We start from the raw sequence: 15638 nt of genomic DNA on the forward strand, positions 1-15638 counted from the left end.
TCATGGGCGATCCATTCTATAACTTAAAAAATTCTATAAAAAAAGATTTTGCAGGTCTTTCTTTTTCCGAGGATAGAAAAAATGCGGTGAAAGAAACGATCCGCAGGAAACAATCTCACCTAAAACTTCATTATTGGAAAGAAGAAACCCTTAAAAATATATTAGATTCACTGCAAGACGGAGCAAAGCATGGGTACGATATCTCCACTAAACTATTTCGAAAAAATGAGCTTAGCTTCAAAAGCAATGAAGGACAGCTTTATATCCTTTTACATTTACTTGAAAATAAGAAAATCATTACTTCAAAATGGATTGAAGATAGGAAATACTATTCCCTAACTAGGAAAGGAAAAAAATATGTAGCTGCTTGGGAACATATAGGTTCTAAACAATGCGCATCACTGAAAGATCTAATTGAGGAGGCTTCTTTATGAGTTCTTCTAAATTTGAGGAATATTTAAGTAAAGTAATCTCTAAAGTGAAATCCAAGGAAGCTCACAGTATGATCAAAAAGGAGCTTAGTAATCATATGGAGGAGCTAAGCCAATCCTTTCAAGAGAGAGGATTATCTATAAATGATGCGGATAAAAAGGCAATGCAGGAAATGGGAGATCCCTCTACCGTTGGTAAAAACATGAATCATCTTCATAAACCGAGAATGGATTGGCTCCTTATTGTTTTATTTGTCATTCTTGCAGGCATTAGTTTTTTGCCACTGATTGGTGGCTTATCAGTACCCAGCCTTTCTTTTATGAAAAACCAAGTAGTCTGGCTTGTCCTTGCTATTCTTGCTCTCATAGGATTTCTATTCTTTGATTACAGGAAACTGAAAAATTTATGGATGTATTTTTATGGAGGTGGCTTAATCCTGCTTTTCACAACTTTTTTAGCTGGCATTGAGCTTACCGGAGCAAAAAGATGGATTTCTTTCGGGGGTATTACGATTGATGGTCCAGCTATATCCTTATTTTTATTTATATTAGCTTTGGCAGGCATTTTTTCCAAAATCAATGAGTTTAAGGGTTGGAAGAAACAAGGAATGCTATTATTCCTAATTTGGACTCCGGTCCTTCTCTACATCATGCTCCCACACTTTATGTTTAGTATAATATACTTTTTTTGTGTATTAGTGATGCATGTTTTTTCTAATGTTCATAAACATTTTGCCAATAAAGTAGCCGTGGGTAATTTGCTTATAGGTATCATTCTCATTAGTACGATGATCCTTAATTTCTCTCATAGTTCTCTCTCTGATACACTCATACCATTGAAAGATATCCTTTCAGAGGCTGGGTGGTTCGGCAAGGGACTTTACAATGATCTAAAGCTCCCTGAAGCACATACAGATTTTGTATTCCCATTTCTCGTTTATTCTCTTGGCTGGGCATTCGGAATTATCCTTTGTCTACTCCTCTTTGTATTTATTTTGCGGATTTCATTAAATGCATTTAAAACAAAGGATTTATTCGGCAGATTATTAGCAATCGGAGGGGCTGCATTATTTATTGTTCCCGCTTGTTGGAACATTCTAATGGGTCTTGGTATAGTCCCAATCATGGTAGTCCCCCTGCCATTTATTAGCTATGGAGGAAGCATGCTGCTAGTTTACTCTGCACTACTAGGCCTTATTCTGAACGTTTATCGAAGAAAAGATATTGTAGAATCTACAGTGGTAAATTAATTTAGTGTATAACCGATACCAGCACATATGGAAATTGAAAGCTTGTATCTTAGATTAAAATAATCTTTGATACAGGCTGATTTCTATTTAAGCCTTACTTTTCCACAAAAACAAAACTATCATTACATCTCGAATTTCTCCTTTGGATGGGAACAAGTTAACTGCTTAGGTCAATATTCATTTGAACCGTTGCATCCCCCTGACAGTTAGGTTGAATACATCCATATCTGGCATTGTCATTTCTAAACAACTTTATTATGCTAAAACACTTTAATAAACATTTGAATTCTAAATTAGTTACATATGGTCCTGTTTCCTCATTAAGATTTCTTATGACACATTCCTTCAGTGTTTCGTTACTTTTTCTAACTACAGCTGGTAGTTCCCATTGTCTACGCCAGTTGTTATAGCAAAGTAGCTACTTTCCATCAAAATTCAAAACTGTATAAGATCCTGCTTTAGGTTAATAATTATTTATGATATTTTCTTTAGTAATAATAAAATCGAGAAAATTGAAAGTTATTGTTTTTTATATAATTCAAATTACAAGCTCCCTTTTTATTAAAAATAGTTACAACACAAAAACACCTTTATTTCCATTTTACTTATTCAACAAACCTGCCAAACCTGCCCCATTAGTCACATAAGAAAAGCAGCCTGAATTGGCAGTTGAACGAATATAAGCCCTCCTTTTGTTTAAGTGTGGTGATTTACATTCTTAATATAAAATTGAAAAAAGACCGCCGCAGCGATCCCTTTAACACTTATCCTATTGGTTAGTAAATTTACTGTTGCTGCTTAAATTTAAAGACTAAACTTCAAACCCAGTTCTATCCTTTTCATTAATTTCTCTTATTACCTTACAAGGTACACCTGCTGCTATTACATTAGGTGGAACATCTTTTGTAACTACACTACCCGAACCAATAATAGTATTATCTCCTATTGTAACGCCTTGATTAATATGAACCCCTGCACCTATCCAAACATTATTGCCGATGTTCACAGGTTTAGCGTAGCAACCTCCAGCTATTCTTTCTTTAAAATCTATTGCATGGTTAGCAGTATAAATCCCTACCCTAGGTCCAAATAACACATTATTTCCAATATTAATCTCTTCACCGTCCAACATGATACAATCAAAATTGGCATAAAAATTATCGCCTACTGAAATATTATAGCCAAATTCACATCTAAAAGTTGGTTCAAGATGAACTTGATTTCCCGTACTCTTAAACAACTTTTTTAATATGTCTACTCTTTCTTGCTGTGGTTTGCCGAAACTATTATTGTATTCATTTGTAAGGAAAACTGCTTTTTCTCTTGCTTTGACTAATTCTGGAGTCAGATCGTTATACATTTTACCAGATAGAATAAATTTCCGTTGTTCTTCCAAGTTCATTAGATTACCCCCAATTAAAATGTGATATCGTTTATAATAAACACCTTTTTAAAAACTTAACGATCATAAGGCAAAAAGTTCAAGTCTTCAGAAAGTAAAGACAGATGCGATAGATGCTTACCATCTCTGCGAGCTGTTTTTTCCAGAAGAAAAGCCGCCTAATTCGGCAGCTGATCTTGAATATCAGAACCCGTTTTAAAAAACTATGGCCATAAGAGTTCTTGAATCCATTTGTTATTTTCCTTTCGATACAATAGGCGTGTATGCTTTCTTTCCCTATCTCCTTGCCAAAACTCCACCTCACTTGCTGTGACTTTATATAAACACCAGTGAGGGTCTACTATATCAGCTTCACTTTTCATTCGCTCCATTTGTTTTATTAATAATTCATCTAATTCTTTACTATCGGCTAAAACTTTACTTTGTTTTCCTACAAGAGCAATGGCTCGAGCAAGTTTGCCTCTTTCTAAAAAATCCTTTGCACTTCGCTCTTTTCCTACCTTCAATGATGTTCCTCTTATTCGAACCTGCCTGCCAATTAAAGACCAATAAAAAGTTAAAGAAACATTTGGAGTCACCTTTAATTGTTGTCCCTTCATACTGTTTGAACTTGAAGCAAAGTACCATCCATCTTCATCTATATCTTTTAAAATTAGTACTCTTGCGTCAGGATGTCCTAATTTGTTGATGGTAGAGAGTGTCATAGCGTGAGGCTCATGAACTCCATTTTTAATAGCAATATGAAACCATTCTTGAAAGAGCTCAATGGGATTTGAAGGTACATTTTTAGGGTCAAATTTGAGATATGGGCCCTCCAAAGATTTAAGGTTTCTTAGTAACTTTTGGATATCCTTCATATGTATACTCCTTTTATCTAATTTTAGTGTTCAAACAAAGGTATCTTGGCAAAACAAGCTCCATTAGCTCTTTCTTGAGAATCTACAGCATGATTGGATGTATATATCCCTACCCTCGGACCAAATAATACATTGTTTCCTATCTCTATACCACCGCCATCGAGGAAGAGACAATCAAAGTATCTTTTTCATTTTACATGTTATTTTGTCCTCTTTATATTGAAAGTCATATTACCAAATTGAGGTTTAGCTTGTGGCAACCATATTGTAAAGGTTGTCCCAACTCCATTCTCACTTTCTACTTTTATTCTACCATTATGCAGCTCAATAATATCATAGCTCATCGATAACCCTAAACCTAACCCGTCTTTTTTCGTTGTATGAAAAGGAGTAAATAGTTTATTTAGAGTATCTTTATCCATTCCCGTTCCATCATCACTGACCGTAATTTCAATCCCATTATCAGTTTTACTCTGATTGATCTCAATTGATATATTCCCATCATAATCGATGGCATCAAAGGAATTTTGCAGAATGTTAAGGAAAACTTGTTTGATTTTATCCTTATCTCCACTAATCTTTTCTTTATAAAAAGCTTGATAATGAACCTTAATGTTTTTATTTTTAAAATCATTATCCATTAACGTCAAGATATCTTTAAAAAGTTCATGGAGGCTCACTCTTGCTTTTGAGACTTCTTTTGAATCAGGTTTAGCCATCATCACAAATTGTTCAACTAGGTTTTTTATTCTTTCTAATTCACTGAAGATGATTCTAAAATATTCGTTCTGCTTATCGTTATCTGTTCTTCTATTCTCTTTAAGGACTTGCAGCAATCCTATGATAGAGGTAAGGGGATTTCTTATCTCATGTGCAATTCCTGCACTAATTTTTCCTATTGCGGATAATTTCTCACTTAGCATAAGTTGTCTTTCTAAAACGAGTCTTTCTGTAATATCTCTAAACTGGCCAAATACTCCATTTAGTTGATTGGATTCATTATAAATTGGAAATGAATCAAATAAATATGTTTTATTTGATAGTGACACTTCAATATCTTCATATTTTTTATATCCTCTCAAAACATTTTCCATATAGCCACCGATCACTTCTAATTCTGTAATATGACGATTACATATTTCTTCTTTTTCACAAGATAATACTTTCTCAGCAAAAGGATTAATTTCAACTATTTTTCCGTTCTCATTGGCCAAAATGACTCCGTTTCGACTGTTTTCCATAAGCACTTGATTCAAGACTAGTAATTTCTGATTCTGCTGCTTTACTCTAACCTCTCGTTCTATAGAATCGACGGCAGACTGCAGTAATCCAGAATGGAAAGAACTTGCTTGTTGAGCAGCCATCATTACCGAAATAGTACCGCTTATCTTTCCTAAAGAAAAAAAGGGAACAGAGAAACAAGCACTTTCATGTAAACAATGAAAGAAATGGTCCGAACCAATAAGTTGGACAGATTGCCCCATCTTTAACGCCATTTCAATACTATTTGTACCTGCCTCTTCTTCCTTTAATTTGATTCCGGGAGATAAACCTAATGATTCGATTTGCGACTTCATCATTTCATCTCCGTACAATTCTATTAGGTATCCTTCATCATCAGTGATAGCAATTAAAACAGCTGTTCCATTTAATTCAGCTATTAGTCTCGTCATAAATGTTCTTGCGACGGATATGGTCTCATCAAGTATCTTCTTCTTTTGTTCCAGCTCAATATCAAGCAATCTATCTTTAAGATCCGGAAAGTCATAAGGATTCATTTTATTATTAAGGCATCTTTGGTGTGAATTATATATCTGCTCACTTATTGATTCTATTATCATCTAAACCCCCATCTACAATTACATTGTACATCATTCAATTTTTCCATATGGCTGATATCGGTCATTCTGCCCCTTTTGCAGAATTAGATTAAGCTACATGATTGGTTAAACCCAAGAGGTTTATAATTTTACTTACTTATTTCTTTTGTCATTTTAACAATTTCCTGTTGATATCCAAGCACTTCATAAAAACCTACAGCTCTTTGATTATTTTTAAAAACGTCTAACACGATCACTTTTAACCCTTGTTCGGATGTCCATTCTTCTGCTTTTTTCATTAATTTTTTTCCAATACCCTTCCCTTCACCACCAGGTAATACCGCTATCGAGGATATATAGCCCTGCTTTTCACCTGTAAAGAAATCCTCTTGTATAGCGAGTTCAATATAACCCATAAATTCTTCATTTTCCTCAGCAACGAAAATATTTGCCTTGTTTTTTTCAATAGCTGCATTAGCTAATTCAACTTGCTTTTTTTCCATCAAATTTTTATCCCTATAATTCATAAAGTTAAAATCACTGAATCTCTTTGATAGCTCTTTTATATGCAATTTATCTTTTTCCTTAAATTCTCTAATTATCATCTTTTTTCCCCCATTAACGGTATGGTAACGTTATATTAAAATACCATGAAATTGAAATTATGAATAATAAAATAACAGCCCTTATTTAACTAAACTGCCCGTCTGCACAAAAAGAATAAGCTGCCGTATTGACAGCCTAGATTTTGCTCTTAAGTTTTATCACTAAATCGCTCTTAAAGCTAAACGAGTCTAATTTATCTTTTGAGTGTTCATCCATTACCTTAAACATAGTGAAAGTTCTATCTATATGTTTAGTTTAATTATAATTGAAGGACTCATAAAGGAAAAAGCTGTCTTTATGATTAGTACAGCAATTATTCAACAAAAATAGCCAGATTCTCCAGTGTTGATTTTAAACCGAGGACATGATCTTCTTTGCGTATTCCTTTAGGAACATTTTTACAAATAACAGTCACTCTTGTGCCTCCTGGAATGGATTCTAAAAGCCACTTCTGTATCATTTCACCCATGAAGTCCGGGGATTCAGAATCAAATATTACTAATTGTACAATCCGTTTGTAAGGGACCAACTCTAAAAACTTCCCTTGGTATATATCAGTGTTTTCCGAAGTTTTTCCAGATGATAGCTGGTCTTCTTCATAGATAAGTGTCATATTGTAAGTTTCACCTTCACGTGGGTCAAAATTGGAAATCTGACCTGACATGCCTTTAGGTGGAAGCCATAATACTAATGATTTTGGATTTAGAAATGCCTGATAGATAGTTTTTGGTTCTGCCATAATGACTCTCGAAGCTGTATCTGTTCTATTATCACTAAACACATTGCTCATAATAAAGCCTCCTTTGGCCTTTAGTCATCGAAGCGACATTTTTCATTTTCGACACATAAAAATACTAAATTAAATTTTCTTTTACTGTCAGATATTTTTTAGATAGACTTATTTATTTAACCTGGGTTTCTACCATTACTTCCACATGTGTTTAAATAATTCCTTCTTCAAAAGTCCTGTCCCTTTAGCTTTACAAAGAGACTTCCATTATTTAAGGAAAGCCTCAGTTTCTTTAATAAGGAATTTTCGCTTCATTAGAAAAGTTTGCACTAGCCCATTCCCCCTCACTTTTAAACAACTCATACACAGCCTCTCGGTCCGTGGGAGGTTCATCTATCCAATTTAGCAGTGTACGAATAATTGATTCTTTTCCTGGGAAGTGGTGAATAAAGACCTCACACTGTTCGTGAAGACGTGTCGTCCAAATCTGAGAACGTACCATTACCATTGAATAGTATGTTCGAATAAGTTTACGAGCGAAGCCTTGTGTATAAGTTTTAAATTCATCTTTGGAAGCTGTTTCTAACCTTTTTAACGTCCGATTTAGAGCTTCATTAATATCACCATTAAAACGGATTGCTATCTCTGATGTAAGCTTATACGGACCAAATCGTTCTCCTAAATCCTCTCCATACACACAAACACAGATTTCCTTAAGAAATGCATTTTCGTAATAATTAGAAGGGTCAAGCGTATAGTGGTAATATGCTGCAGCTATACCAACATCACGAAATAGGGAACGATACTTCTGAGAAAGTTCATTATTGATTTTCTTTAATTCATCCAACTTAGCGGAGCTCAGATTGCCGTCAAACATAGCAATAAGATCTAAATCTGATTTTTTTAATATCGCTTCTCCTCTTGCTACACTGCCGTACACATAAACACTATGCAATTGTTGAAGAAAAAAACTCTTCAGACTCACGATAGCTTCTTGAATGCAAGTCATATAGACTTCATCAATTTTGTCCTTGCTCACATCGCTTACAATAAATCCATTAGGATCTAGTCCATATCCTGCATGTAAATTCCTTATTTTAATTTCAATCAACACCTTTTCATCAGTATTTCCCTAATTCTAACATCAAGAAAACGCGGGCGGCATTTGCCCACTTGTTAAATAAATACGTGATTAGAGTTTAGATAATGCATTATGAAGGTTTTACCATTCCTATACGAGTAGGTTCAATTCAGCACCAGTAATGGGTGCCTTTTAGTTTCCCCCTTATGAAACCATACGCACATTTTTATGGCATTTGGCTTACCCATACATACTATACCGAAAATGAAGGGTGCTGCTGAGTCCGCATTCGATGCGACTGCACATCGCACAAAAAGACCCGCATCCTAAAAGATGCGGATCGGATATACATATTAATTCCACCACCATTGTTGAGATCCATATGAATACTCAACTCTGCTGTCTAAATGGGCAAAGCTGCTTTCATTATACATTCCGCTGAAACCCGACGTTTTTGCATAATTTTTCGCTGTATTTGTAGATACTCCTGAAATATTAATGTCTGCTGCTATACCGTACATATGCTGACTATTTGAGGCTCCACCAACATTGCTGTTATGAGAAACGCTGCGGAAACCTGAATTAATCGTTATAGGTTTATTACCCGCTTTTACTCGGATTGCTTCCAGCTTATACATAAGGCGGCGGACATTCTCCCTCACCGTTGCTTCTGAAACCTTTCCGCCTTTAAAGCCGCTGCCGTCTTTTGAATGAAATTCACTGTAGCTGAAATGCTTTGTGCCATTTGAGCTTTCTAAATCATTCAGTTTCGCTTGGGTTGCCGGGCCAACAATTCCATCTGCCCCCAATCCATAAGCTCGCTGAAACCTTTTTACTGCTGCAGTTGTTGCCGGACCAAATTGACCGTCGACTGCAACATACGTTTGACTGGCAGAATCAGCGGCCCAGCCTGCAACTCTTATTTGCAATTCACGTACATCTGCTCCACTCGTTCCTTCACTTAAAGTCCTTGTCCATGAATACGCCTGTGCATCTGTTTCAGTAACGACTAAAAATGCCAATGATAATACAAATGCCAAACTTAATGTCCCTAACGTCCTCTTCATCATCTTAACCATCACTATCAATCTCCTTTAATAAGATTTTAAGTAGGTGGTTTCTATCAAAGGATGCAGTTGCTTTCTATCATTTATATTAAAGGAAAAAAACAAAACCTGAATGAGCAGTTTTTACTTTTTCAATTTGGCGCTTTTCTCCCTAGTCATTCGACATTTCTCTATTAGATTAGACTATTTTAGTGTATTATTACTCATCCCTTATACGGGAGTTTATCAGCATTTGTAGAAAATATTGATTTAGAAGAAAATACTATTTTACTAGAGGAATAGGTTCAACTCTCTTACTTATTGACGATTTAAAGATTTTACTTTCGATAACTGTCCTGATTTTAGAAGACAAGCCAAAATTTTATCCTTTGACCAATCTCCATAAGGACTATCTAAATGCTTTTCCATCTCCATATATAGCCAAAACTACTAGCCAGCTTACTCTAATTATTTTATTTCTTCCTTCTTAATTCTAAAAATATAGGTGCTATATTAAGTAAAATAGAAACAACTGTCAAAAACCATAATGCCCTTTCCATACCAGGTACAACATCCGCTAAAGCTGCCCAATCTTCCACTTTTACCCACCGAGATACAAGACTGTATTCTGCACAGAGCGTTAATGCAGTGAATGATAATCCCATAGCCATCGCAAGTTTATAATCCTTTCCTGCTTTATATAGATAAAGGTTTATAAAAGTTGCTGTTATAGCTATAACGCCTAATATTATCCACATAGGTAACCTCCATATATTTTTATTCATGTCCTGTGATCATACCAATTTGCTTCATCCTATTATTGGTATTATTATATTAGACGTTAATTTTTCTAATCTTGTTTCAATTTTCAAGAAAAGGTTTCCTTTGCTGCAATTTTGCCTGAATTATAGCGAATATCTTTAGTATAGACATATCTTCATGCAATCCATTTTTTATATTTACTAACCTCTAGGATTATAAAGTTAATCCAGGATATGATTGGAATCGCAACTACCAAGACAACATGCACGTATCCAAACATTTTTGCTTCCTCATCTGTAATATATAACAACCATGTTGATGTCGCTAAGATGAATGTATTTATAATAAATGCTGATAACCTGCTTTTCCATTTACTCTTTGTATTTTTTAATATTAGAACAGACACAATAGTCGAAACGATAAAAGAAAATGACAGGATAACAAAATCCAATTCTAAGACACCCTTCATATTTATTTAATTAATTGGCCCTACTTATGGAAAATACAAACTAGTTTAGCTGAATGAATCAGAGATAACCTTTGTTATTTAATTCTGCTCAGAGAGGATTCTTTTTGAACGATAAGCAAAAAACTAGGAAAACCAAATCCGAGAGATTTGTAATGGGTTAATGACCGACTTTAATCTGCCATCAACATGAAATATTTTTATAGAATCCAATTTCTTAAAATCGTATGCGGCTTCTTCTAAGTTTTTCAGCAGTCTAATGGTTTCTGTTTTGTCTAGTTTAAATGAAAGAGATTGACCGGCCATTAGAATTTCTGCATAAGCATTATCTTTAGTATCATACTTTTTATTAAACATTTTAACTCCTCCATACAATATTTCTCCGTCTTATATTTATGTCATTTCCTTTTAGCTATATTTGTAATTAGATCCTTTGCGGGGGTTACGTTCTTTATTTTTAATGAACAGCAAAATCCAAAATACAAATAGGAATAGAGTACCTGTAACAGTGTAGATAGACCAGATGGCACCTTGTTGAAGTTGAGCAACTAAGTGTTCAAGTTCATTAACTCCTTTCGCTCTGCCTATACTATTCACCAAACTAATCACCGGAACAGTAATAACAAGGCAAATGGCCAAAATCGATACACTTATCATTCTTTTTCGAATTACATTTAAAATGCCTGTTCCTAAAGTTAGAAGTAAAAATAGGTAGTAAATAACCCATATCCAACTTGGCAGTGTCTCCCAGTACATATTGATCACCTCTTATTGAATTACTATATACGAAACACATCTGAGTTTAGTTTAAAGGAACGGGTCAATTCAGTTCCTTTAAACTCTTCAATCTCAAAATACATTCCTTAAACACAAAATAAACCAAAGTGTTATTTCATTTATTTTCCATATACATTCTCCTTTTTATGGGTCAAATCCTCCTATCTTTATACTGGGCATCAAATGCATCCTGTTGGTTTTAAAAAGTATAATAGTTTTAAGTGAAAAATAAAAAAGCTGAAGACATTCACGTCTTCAGCTAAATTCGCAACTCTATTTCCATATATCCTTGTACTTTTTATTGTACTTTTTGTCGTCTACTGTATCAATTAAATCCATAGCGGTTTGTTTGATCTGTTCGTCATTAAAATGTTCATATAGGTATCTCATATTTTGAAGAATATCATTACGAATTAAAGTGTAATTCTTTTCGTCAGTTCCATTTTTAAAACGGTCGACCATAAATGTCATAACCATTTCTTTTTGGGGAGAACCTGCAATCCCTACCTTCCAGATCGACTGGAGGCTATGTCTAGCTGTTACGAACTTTTCATCTTTTGTTACTTCCCACAGCTTAGGGAGATCTTTCAATATTCTCATCTCTGGATCGCTTTTAGCCAGATTGGCTAGATATTGTGCTGCACGCGAGCGCTGATGAGGATCTTTATGCGTCAGATCCTCTATTAGTTGATTCCATACATCATACGCCCAATCCACTACTTGATCAGTTGCCTTTAAAATGTTGTGATAAGCTTCATAACGCTCATCTTTATCGCCTAATTTAGATTTTTCAAACTCCAGCTTCATTTGACTATCCATTTTCACACCGCCTAAACTTGCTGTATGATCTGAATAAGGTTGCCGCAAGTATCGTTGAAGACAGCTATTTGGATTTCGCCCATTTTTGTTGGCGCCATCGTAAACCGCACGCCTTTTTCCACTAATCGGTTATACTCTTTTTGAATATCTGCAACCCCGAACATGGTTACTGGTATGCCATCGTCCATCAATTTCTGCTGATATTCTTTTGCGGCAGGGTGTACATTCGGTTCAAGTAAAAGCTCAGTTGCTTCTTCTTTATCTGAAGAAACAAGAGTGATCCACCTATGTGCTCCTGAAGGAACATCATGCTTTTTCATAAATCCTAAAGTTTCTGTATAAAATTTTAATGCTTTGTCCTGGTCTTCTACAAATATACTGGTAATAATGATGTTTAACATTTTGAATCCTCCCTTAGTATTTCCACAGTAAAGTCTTAAACAATAATCATTAATTAAAACTTATTCTACCCAGCCTTTCAGCAAATCTTTGAGTGGTTCCCTGTTAAAAATAAGCACTCGAAATTTACCATTTCGCTTTGACATAACAAGCCCAGCTGCTTCCAATGCAGAAAGGTGTTTTGCTATCGCCTGTCGTGTAATGGTAAGGTTGTGCTTCATAATAAGCCGTGTGGTAAGGTCATATAAAGTTAATTCGTCACGTTCAGAAAGCTCGTCTAGTATAACTCGCCTAGTCGGATCACTTAGTGCTTTAAATATAGCGTCTTTATCCCAATTCATAGATGTATTATATGCAACCTTATAGTTGCTCGTCAAGTAGAGGCAACTAAAAAGTTGCGTAATAATAACTGGATTAAAACGGCTGTACCTCAAAAATCGGTATTTTTTGTATTTTCTAATGAGTAAGCTCATCGTGGGGCAGCATGGATTTCTCATGATAGCATTTCCTTTAACTTGATTTGACTTCACTTGACATATCGAAAAATCCAGATATATAATTACACACATGGAACCGATTAATGTATTCAAGGCGTTATCAAATGAAACTAGGCTCAAGATCTTAGAATGGTTAAAGGAACCAGAGAAGAATTTTCCCAAACAAGGTGCTCATCTGCCAAAGGATGTAAGTTATAAAGGCGGAGTTTGTGTTGGGGATATTCAAGAAAAAGCTCAAATATCTCAATCAACAGTATCCAGTTACCTAAACATGATGCAAAAAGCTGGTTTACTTGAATCGATTCGACATGGGCAATGGACATACTACAGACGTAATGAAGAATTTATTCAAGAGTTAGCTAAATATTTTAAAACAGAGATCTAATTTAGGTTGGATTTCTTTTTTTGAAGTAATATATCTATATTTCTAGATATATAATTATTTAGAAAAGGAGATTTATTTATGCGTATTATATTCTACTTCCTGGCCCTATTAGCTGGAGCAGCACTTAGCTTTGAAGGAGGCATTTATGCTGAACTGGGCAAGACCATTGGGAAACTGGAAACAAGTTTTTATAACTTCTTTATGGGTTCAATTATCATGGGGCTGATCTGGCTTTTTTTTGGTAAGGGAAGACTTACTTACACACTTGAAGCACCAAAATGGTCATTACTTGGAGGTGCCTTAGGTGTCGTATATTTAACCTCCATTGTTGTGAGTGTTCCATTTGTTGGTGTGGGGATCACAATGGTTGCTGTTATTATCGGACAATTAGCCATGAGTATGATTATTGAGCATTTTGGCTGGCTTGGCAGCAAGAAAAACAGGATAAATAAGGAAAAAGTTTTCGCCGTTATTTCAATGATTATCGCACTTATATTAATAAACTAGGAGGTCTGCAATTATGGGCTTTTTTATGATTTTATTTACCCTGATTGGCGGTATTACTTTAAGCGCTCAATCATCAATCAATGGAACACTTAGTCAAAAAGCTGGAACAATTGAAACAACATTCTTAACATTCCTCACAGGTACAATGTTTCTTACAATTCTCATTTTATTTTTTGGCAGCGGAAATATTTTGGCCCTTTTAGATGCGCCAAAATGGCAATTAAGTGCAGCTTTCTTGGGCACCATGTATTTGCTTCTCACTATAATGGCAGTACCTAAAATTGGCGTAATTGCAGCCAATATTGCTGGTATTGCTGGGCAGCTGATCATTGGAATTATTATCGATCATTTTGGATGGTTCAATAGTTTAGTTATAGAATTTGATCTGAAACGTGCCTTTGCTCTATTATTTATGTTGATTTCCCTGTATTTTATTTATAAAGGGAATAAACGCTTAAACATAGAAACCAATACAAAAACTATTTAATGAATATAAAACTGCAAACATTGGTCAATGCAAAAGAAGCCAATCTTCCTAATTAGGTAGATTGGCTTCTTTTCATTTTATGTGAATACTACATGGATACTAGCCCGTTTCATTGCGCTGCAAATACTCCTTTTCAAAAAGTTTTTAAATTAACAAATCAAACAACGAATGATTAGTTTCACTTCCAAACCATTGCTTCTGCGATCGTGTTAAATACTTAAGTGTCAGCCTCTGTCTTTTTTCACTCCTAGCGCTTCCTTTGCCATCTGTTCATATTCCTCTAAGCCTGAAACTAATGCAAACTCAGCGAGTGAAACTGAATAAGCTGCGTCAAGTTCAATAACATGCTCTTTCATCTTCGGCCAGTAATAACCGCCTGCTTCCTTATAGGCAAGAATTAGTGCATCTAACCCTTCTTCTCCAAAAGCTTTATAATTGAAAACAAAGTCATTTGAAATATCTGTCACTTTAGCTTCAGTCCAATCGATCAATCCGGTCACATTCGCATCTTTATCAATCATCATATGGCCGGCATGCACATCCCCATGGATTAGACCAGTCTTCTTCGGCCACATATCGTCATCATTCAACCATGCCTGCCATCTGTGCCATAAGTCGTCCCCCACACCAAACGTTTCTTTCACCTTCAACATTCGCTGCTTCATTGACATTCTTGCTTCTTCGGGTGTGTGCACGATTAGGTCAAGCTCTCTGGCTTTATCACTCGGTATGCTATGGAGCTCAGCTAATACTCTGCCAAGAGATTGATGGAAGGATTCTGGAACATTGTTAACATCAATCTCCCAAACATAATTGCCGATATTATGATCAATCGTTCCTGCTGGCACCCCTTCCAGCTTCCTGTAAGCAATTAGCTCATTTGTGTAAATAATCCAGTTAGGTGATTGGAAAGAATCAGCATACTGATTCACCAAATCTAATGCTTGTTTTTCTGCCTTTGTTCTAGGCATTACATCTTCCCGCCTCGGCAATCTTAGGACCCATTCCGTCCCATTCTCATCTTGCGCAAAAACCACTTGAAAATCTAACCCTGATTCATTAACCTTCATCGTTTCTTCCTTTAATAAAAGATGATGCTTTTTCGTTACTTCAATCACTTGTTTAATATCTATCGTCATTTAAAATCACTCCCTAAAGCTTTTTCAATGGAAAAATTCTTATAATTAGATGACTTCATATGGTAGATTACCATTTACAAACCGCCCTACCAATAAGATTTATTATTAGGTTCGGACGATCACCTAGAAACTTAGCCATAATAGTTTAATTCGTTATGCAGGAAATGATTCCTTCTT

Annotated in this window: 20 protein-coding genes; 5 read left to right on the plus strand and 15 right to left on the minus strand. The window is 35.2% G+C overall.

Translation table 11 applies throughout. The features are described 5' to 3' along the window. Positions 1–2 precede the first annotated feature (2 nt). Together F7732_RS16170 and F7732_RS16175 are read left to right on the plus strand one after the other, a co-directional pair. Positions 3–434: a PadR family transcriptional regulator gene (locus tag F7732_RS16170; protein ID WP_151575045.1), complete on the plus strand. Its 432-nt coding sequence runs from the start codon at positions 3–5 to the stop codon at positions 432–434. Next, the gene (locus tag F7732_RS16175) at positions 431–1681 is read left to right on the plus strand and encodes an FtsW/RodA/SpoVE family cell cycle protein (protein WP_151575046.1); all 1251 of its coding nucleotides are present in this window, start codon (positions 431–433) and stop codon (positions 1679–1681) included. The genes F7732_RS16170 and F7732_RS16175 overlap by 4 nt, the downstream gene beginning before the upstream one ends. Before the next feature lie 811 nt (positions 1682–2492). Here F7732_RS16175 and F7732_RS16180 read toward each other — a convergent pair. The 14 genes from F7732_RS16180 to F7732_RS16250 form a co-directional block, all read right to left on the minus strand. Then, complete coding sequence (locus F7732_RS16180; protein WP_151575047.1) at positions 2493–3083, minus strand: sugar O-acetyltransferase; 591 nt, start codon at positions 3081–3083, stop codon at positions 2493–2495. A gap of 203 nt (positions 3084–3286) precedes the next feature. Beyond that, positions 3287–3940 carry a pyridoxine/pyridoxamine 5'-phosphate oxidase gene (locus tag F7732_RS16185; protein ID WP_151575048.1) on the minus strand — a complete coding sequence of 218 codons (654 nt, stop codon included), beginning with the start codon at positions 3938–3940 and terminating at the stop codon, positions 3287–3289. Between the two features lie 200 nt (positions 3941–4140). Further along, positions 4141–5781, minus strand: coding sequence for an ATP-binding protein (locus F7732_RS16195; protein ID WP_240056659.1), 1641 nt, complete (start codon positions 5779–5781; stop codon positions 4141–4143). Positions 5782–5909: 128 nt separating this feature from the next. Continuing rightward, positions 5910–6365 (minus strand): GNAT family N-acetyltransferase, encoded by a 456-nt coding sequence (locus F7732_RS16200; protein WP_151575049.1) that lies wholly within the window; start codon positions 6363–6365, stop codon positions 5910–5912. Between the two features lie 314 nt (positions 6366–6679). Next, positions 6680–7156 carry an SRPBCC domain-containing protein gene (locus tag F7732_RS16205; protein WP_151575050.1) on the minus strand — a complete coding sequence of 159 codons (477 nt, stop codon included), beginning with the start codon at positions 7154–7156 and terminating at the stop codon, positions 6680–6682. Positions 7157–7388: 232 nt separating this feature from the next. After that, positions 7389–8210: a nucleotidyltransferase domain-containing protein gene (locus tag F7732_RS16210; protein WP_240056660.1), complete on the minus strand. Its 822-nt coding sequence runs from the start codon at positions 8208–8210 to the stop codon at positions 7389–7391. A gap of 320 nt (positions 8211–8530) precedes the next feature. Continuing rightward, positions 8531–9256: a D-Ala-D-Ala carboxypeptidase family metallohydrolase gene (locus F7732_RS23285; protein WP_205068219.1), complete on the minus strand. Its 726-nt coding sequence runs from the start codon at positions 9254–9256 to the stop codon at positions 8531–8533. 440 nt (positions 9257–9696) lie between these two features. Further along, positions 9697–9981, minus strand: coding sequence for a hypothetical protein (locus tag F7732_RS16220; protein WP_151575051.1), 285 nt, complete (start codon positions 9979–9981; stop codon positions 9697–9699). Positions 9982–10160: 179 nt separating this feature from the next. After that, on the minus strand, positions 10161–10436 hold the full coding sequence (locus F7732_RS16225) for a hypothetical protein (RefSeq protein WP_151575052.1): 276 nt from the start codon (positions 10434–10436) through the stop codon (positions 10161–10163). 141 nt (positions 10437–10577) lie between these two features. Continuing rightward, complete coding sequence (locus F7732_RS16230; protein ID WP_151575053.1) at positions 10578–10808, minus strand: hypothetical protein; 231 nt, start codon at positions 10806–10808, stop codon at positions 10578–10580. Positions 10809–10859: 51 nt separating this feature from the next. Next, entirely contained in the window at positions 10860–11207 is a 348-nt protein-coding gene (locus F7732_RS16235; protein ID WP_151575054.1) for a hypothetical protein, read from the minus strand. A gap of 294 nt (positions 11208–11501) precedes the next feature. Next, positions 11502–12047: a hypothetical protein gene (locus F7732_RS16240; RefSeq protein WP_151575055.1), complete on the minus strand. Its 546-nt coding sequence runs from the start codon at positions 12045–12047 to the stop codon at positions 11502–11504. An 11-nt stretch (positions 12048–12058) separates the two neighbouring features. Continuing rightward, positions 12059–12448 (minus strand): VOC family protein, encoded by a 390-nt coding sequence (locus F7732_RS16245; protein ID WP_151575056.1) that lies wholly within the window; start codon positions 12446–12448, stop codon positions 12059–12061. A 60-nt stretch (positions 12449–12508) separates the two neighbouring features. Then, positions 12509–12787, minus strand: a complete 279-nt coding sequence (locus F7732_RS16250; protein WP_151575136.1) for an ArsR/SmtB family transcription factor — start codon at positions 12785–12787, stop codon at positions 12509–12511. 226 nt (positions 12788–13013) lie between these two features. On the opposite strand from F7732_RS16250, the gene F7732_RS16255 reads away from it, so the two are divergent. The 3 genes from F7732_RS16255 (at position 13014) to F7732_RS16265 (ending at position 14322) form a co-directional block, all read left to right on the plus strand. Beyond that, complete coding sequence (locus tag F7732_RS16255; RefSeq protein WP_066448763.1) at positions 13014–13328, plus strand: ArsR/SmtB family transcription factor; 315 nt, start codon at positions 13014–13016, stop codon at positions 13326–13328. 78 nt (positions 13329–13406) lie between these two features. Next, positions 13407–13835 (plus strand): DMT family transporter, encoded by a 429-nt coding sequence (locus F7732_RS16260; protein WP_066448768.1) that lies wholly within the window; start codon positions 13407–13409, stop codon positions 13833–13835. Between the two features lie 13 nt (positions 13836–13848). Further along, positions 13849–14322, plus strand: coding sequence for a DMT family transporter (locus tag F7732_RS16265; RefSeq protein WP_066448771.1), 474 nt, complete (start codon positions 13849–13851; stop codon positions 14320–14322). A gap of 224 nt (positions 14323–14546) precedes the next feature. Here the strand turns inward: F7732_RS16265 and F7732_RS16270 are convergent, their stop codons facing one another. Further along, positions 14547–15461, minus strand: a complete 915-nt coding sequence (locus F7732_RS16270; RefSeq protein ID WP_151575057.1) for an Mph(B) family macrolide 2'-phosphotransferase — start codon at positions 15459–15461, stop codon at positions 14547–14549. Positions 15462–15638 lie beyond the last annotated feature (177 nt).

The organism is Bacillus mesophilum, assembly GCF_008923265.1.
Classification (GTDB): domain Bacteria; phylum Bacillota; class Bacilli; order Bacillales; family Cytobacillaceae; genus Cytobacillus; species Cytobacillus mesophilum.

Excerpts from the sequence above, each read along its gene's own strand:
- F7732_RS16255 (WP_066448763.1), top strand. The coding sequence starts at position 13,014 with ATGGAACCGATTAATGTATTCAAGGCGTTATCAAATGAAACTAGGCTC.
- F7732_RS16245 (WP_151575056.1), bottom strand. The coding sequence starts at position 12,448 with ATGTTAAACATCATTATTACCAGTATATTTGTAGAAGACCAGGACAAA.
- F7732_RS16195 (WP_240056659.1), bottom strand. The coding sequence starts at position 5,781 with ATGATAATAGAATCAATAAGTGAGCAGATATATAATTCACACCAAAGA.
- F7732_RS16180 (WP_151575047.1), bottom strand. The coding sequence starts at position 3,083 with ATGAACTTGGAAGAACAACGGAAATTTATTCTATCTGGTAAAATGTAT.
- F7732_RS23285 (WP_205068219.1), bottom strand. The coding sequence starts at position 9,256 with ATGGTTAAGATGATGAAGAGGACGTTAGGGACATTAAGTTTGGCATTT.
- F7732_RS16250 (WP_151575136.1), bottom strand. The coding sequence starts at position 12,787 with ATGAATTGGGATAAAGACGCTATATTTAAAGCACTAAGTGATCCGACT.
- F7732_RS16230 (WP_151575053.1), bottom strand. The coding sequence starts at position 10,808 with ATGTTTAATAAAAAGTATGATACTAAAGATAATGCTTATGCAGAAATT.
- F7732_RS16200 (WP_151575049.1), bottom strand. The coding sequence starts at position 6,365 with ATGATAATTAGAGAATTTAAGGAAAAAGATAAATTGCATATAAAAGAG.
- F7732_RS16220 (WP_151575051.1), bottom strand. The coding sequence starts at position 9,981 with ATGTGGATAATATTAGGCGTTATAGCTATAACAGCAACTTTTATAAAC.
- F7732_RS16240 (WP_151575055.1), bottom strand. The coding sequence starts at position 12,047 with ATGGATAGTCAAATGAAGCTGGAGTTTGAAAAATCTAAATTAGGCGAT.
- F7732_RS16265 (WP_066448771.1), top strand. The coding sequence starts at position 13,849 with ATGGGCTTTTTTATGATTTTATTTACCCTGATTGGCGGTATTACTTTA.
- F7732_RS16235 (WP_151575054.1), bottom strand. The coding sequence starts at position 11,207 with ATGTACTGGGAGACACTGCCAAGTTGGATATGGGTTATTTACTACCTA.
- F7732_RS16205 (WP_151575050.1), bottom strand. The coding sequence starts at position 7,156 with ATGAGCAATGTGTTTAGTGATAATAGAACAGATACAGCTTCGAGAGTC.
- F7732_RS16260 (WP_066448768.1), top strand. The coding sequence starts at position 13,407 with ATGCGTATTATATTCTACTTCCTGGCCCTATTAGCTGGAGCAGCACTT.
- F7732_RS16270 (WP_151575057.1), bottom strand. The coding sequence starts at position 15,461 with ATGACGATAGATATTAAACAAGTGATTGAAGTAACGAAAAAGCATCAT.
- F7732_RS16175 (WP_151575046.1), top strand. The coding sequence starts at position 431 with ATGAGTTCTTCTAAATTTGAGGAATATTTAAGTAAAGTAATCTCTAAA.
- F7732_RS16185 (WP_151575048.1), bottom strand. The coding sequence starts at position 3,940 with ATGAAGGATATCCAAAAGTTACTAAGAAACCTTAAATCTTTGGAGGGC.
- F7732_RS16170 (WP_151575045.1), top strand. The coding sequence starts at position 3 with ATGGGCGATCCATTCTATAACTTAAAAAATTCTATAAAAAAAGATTTT.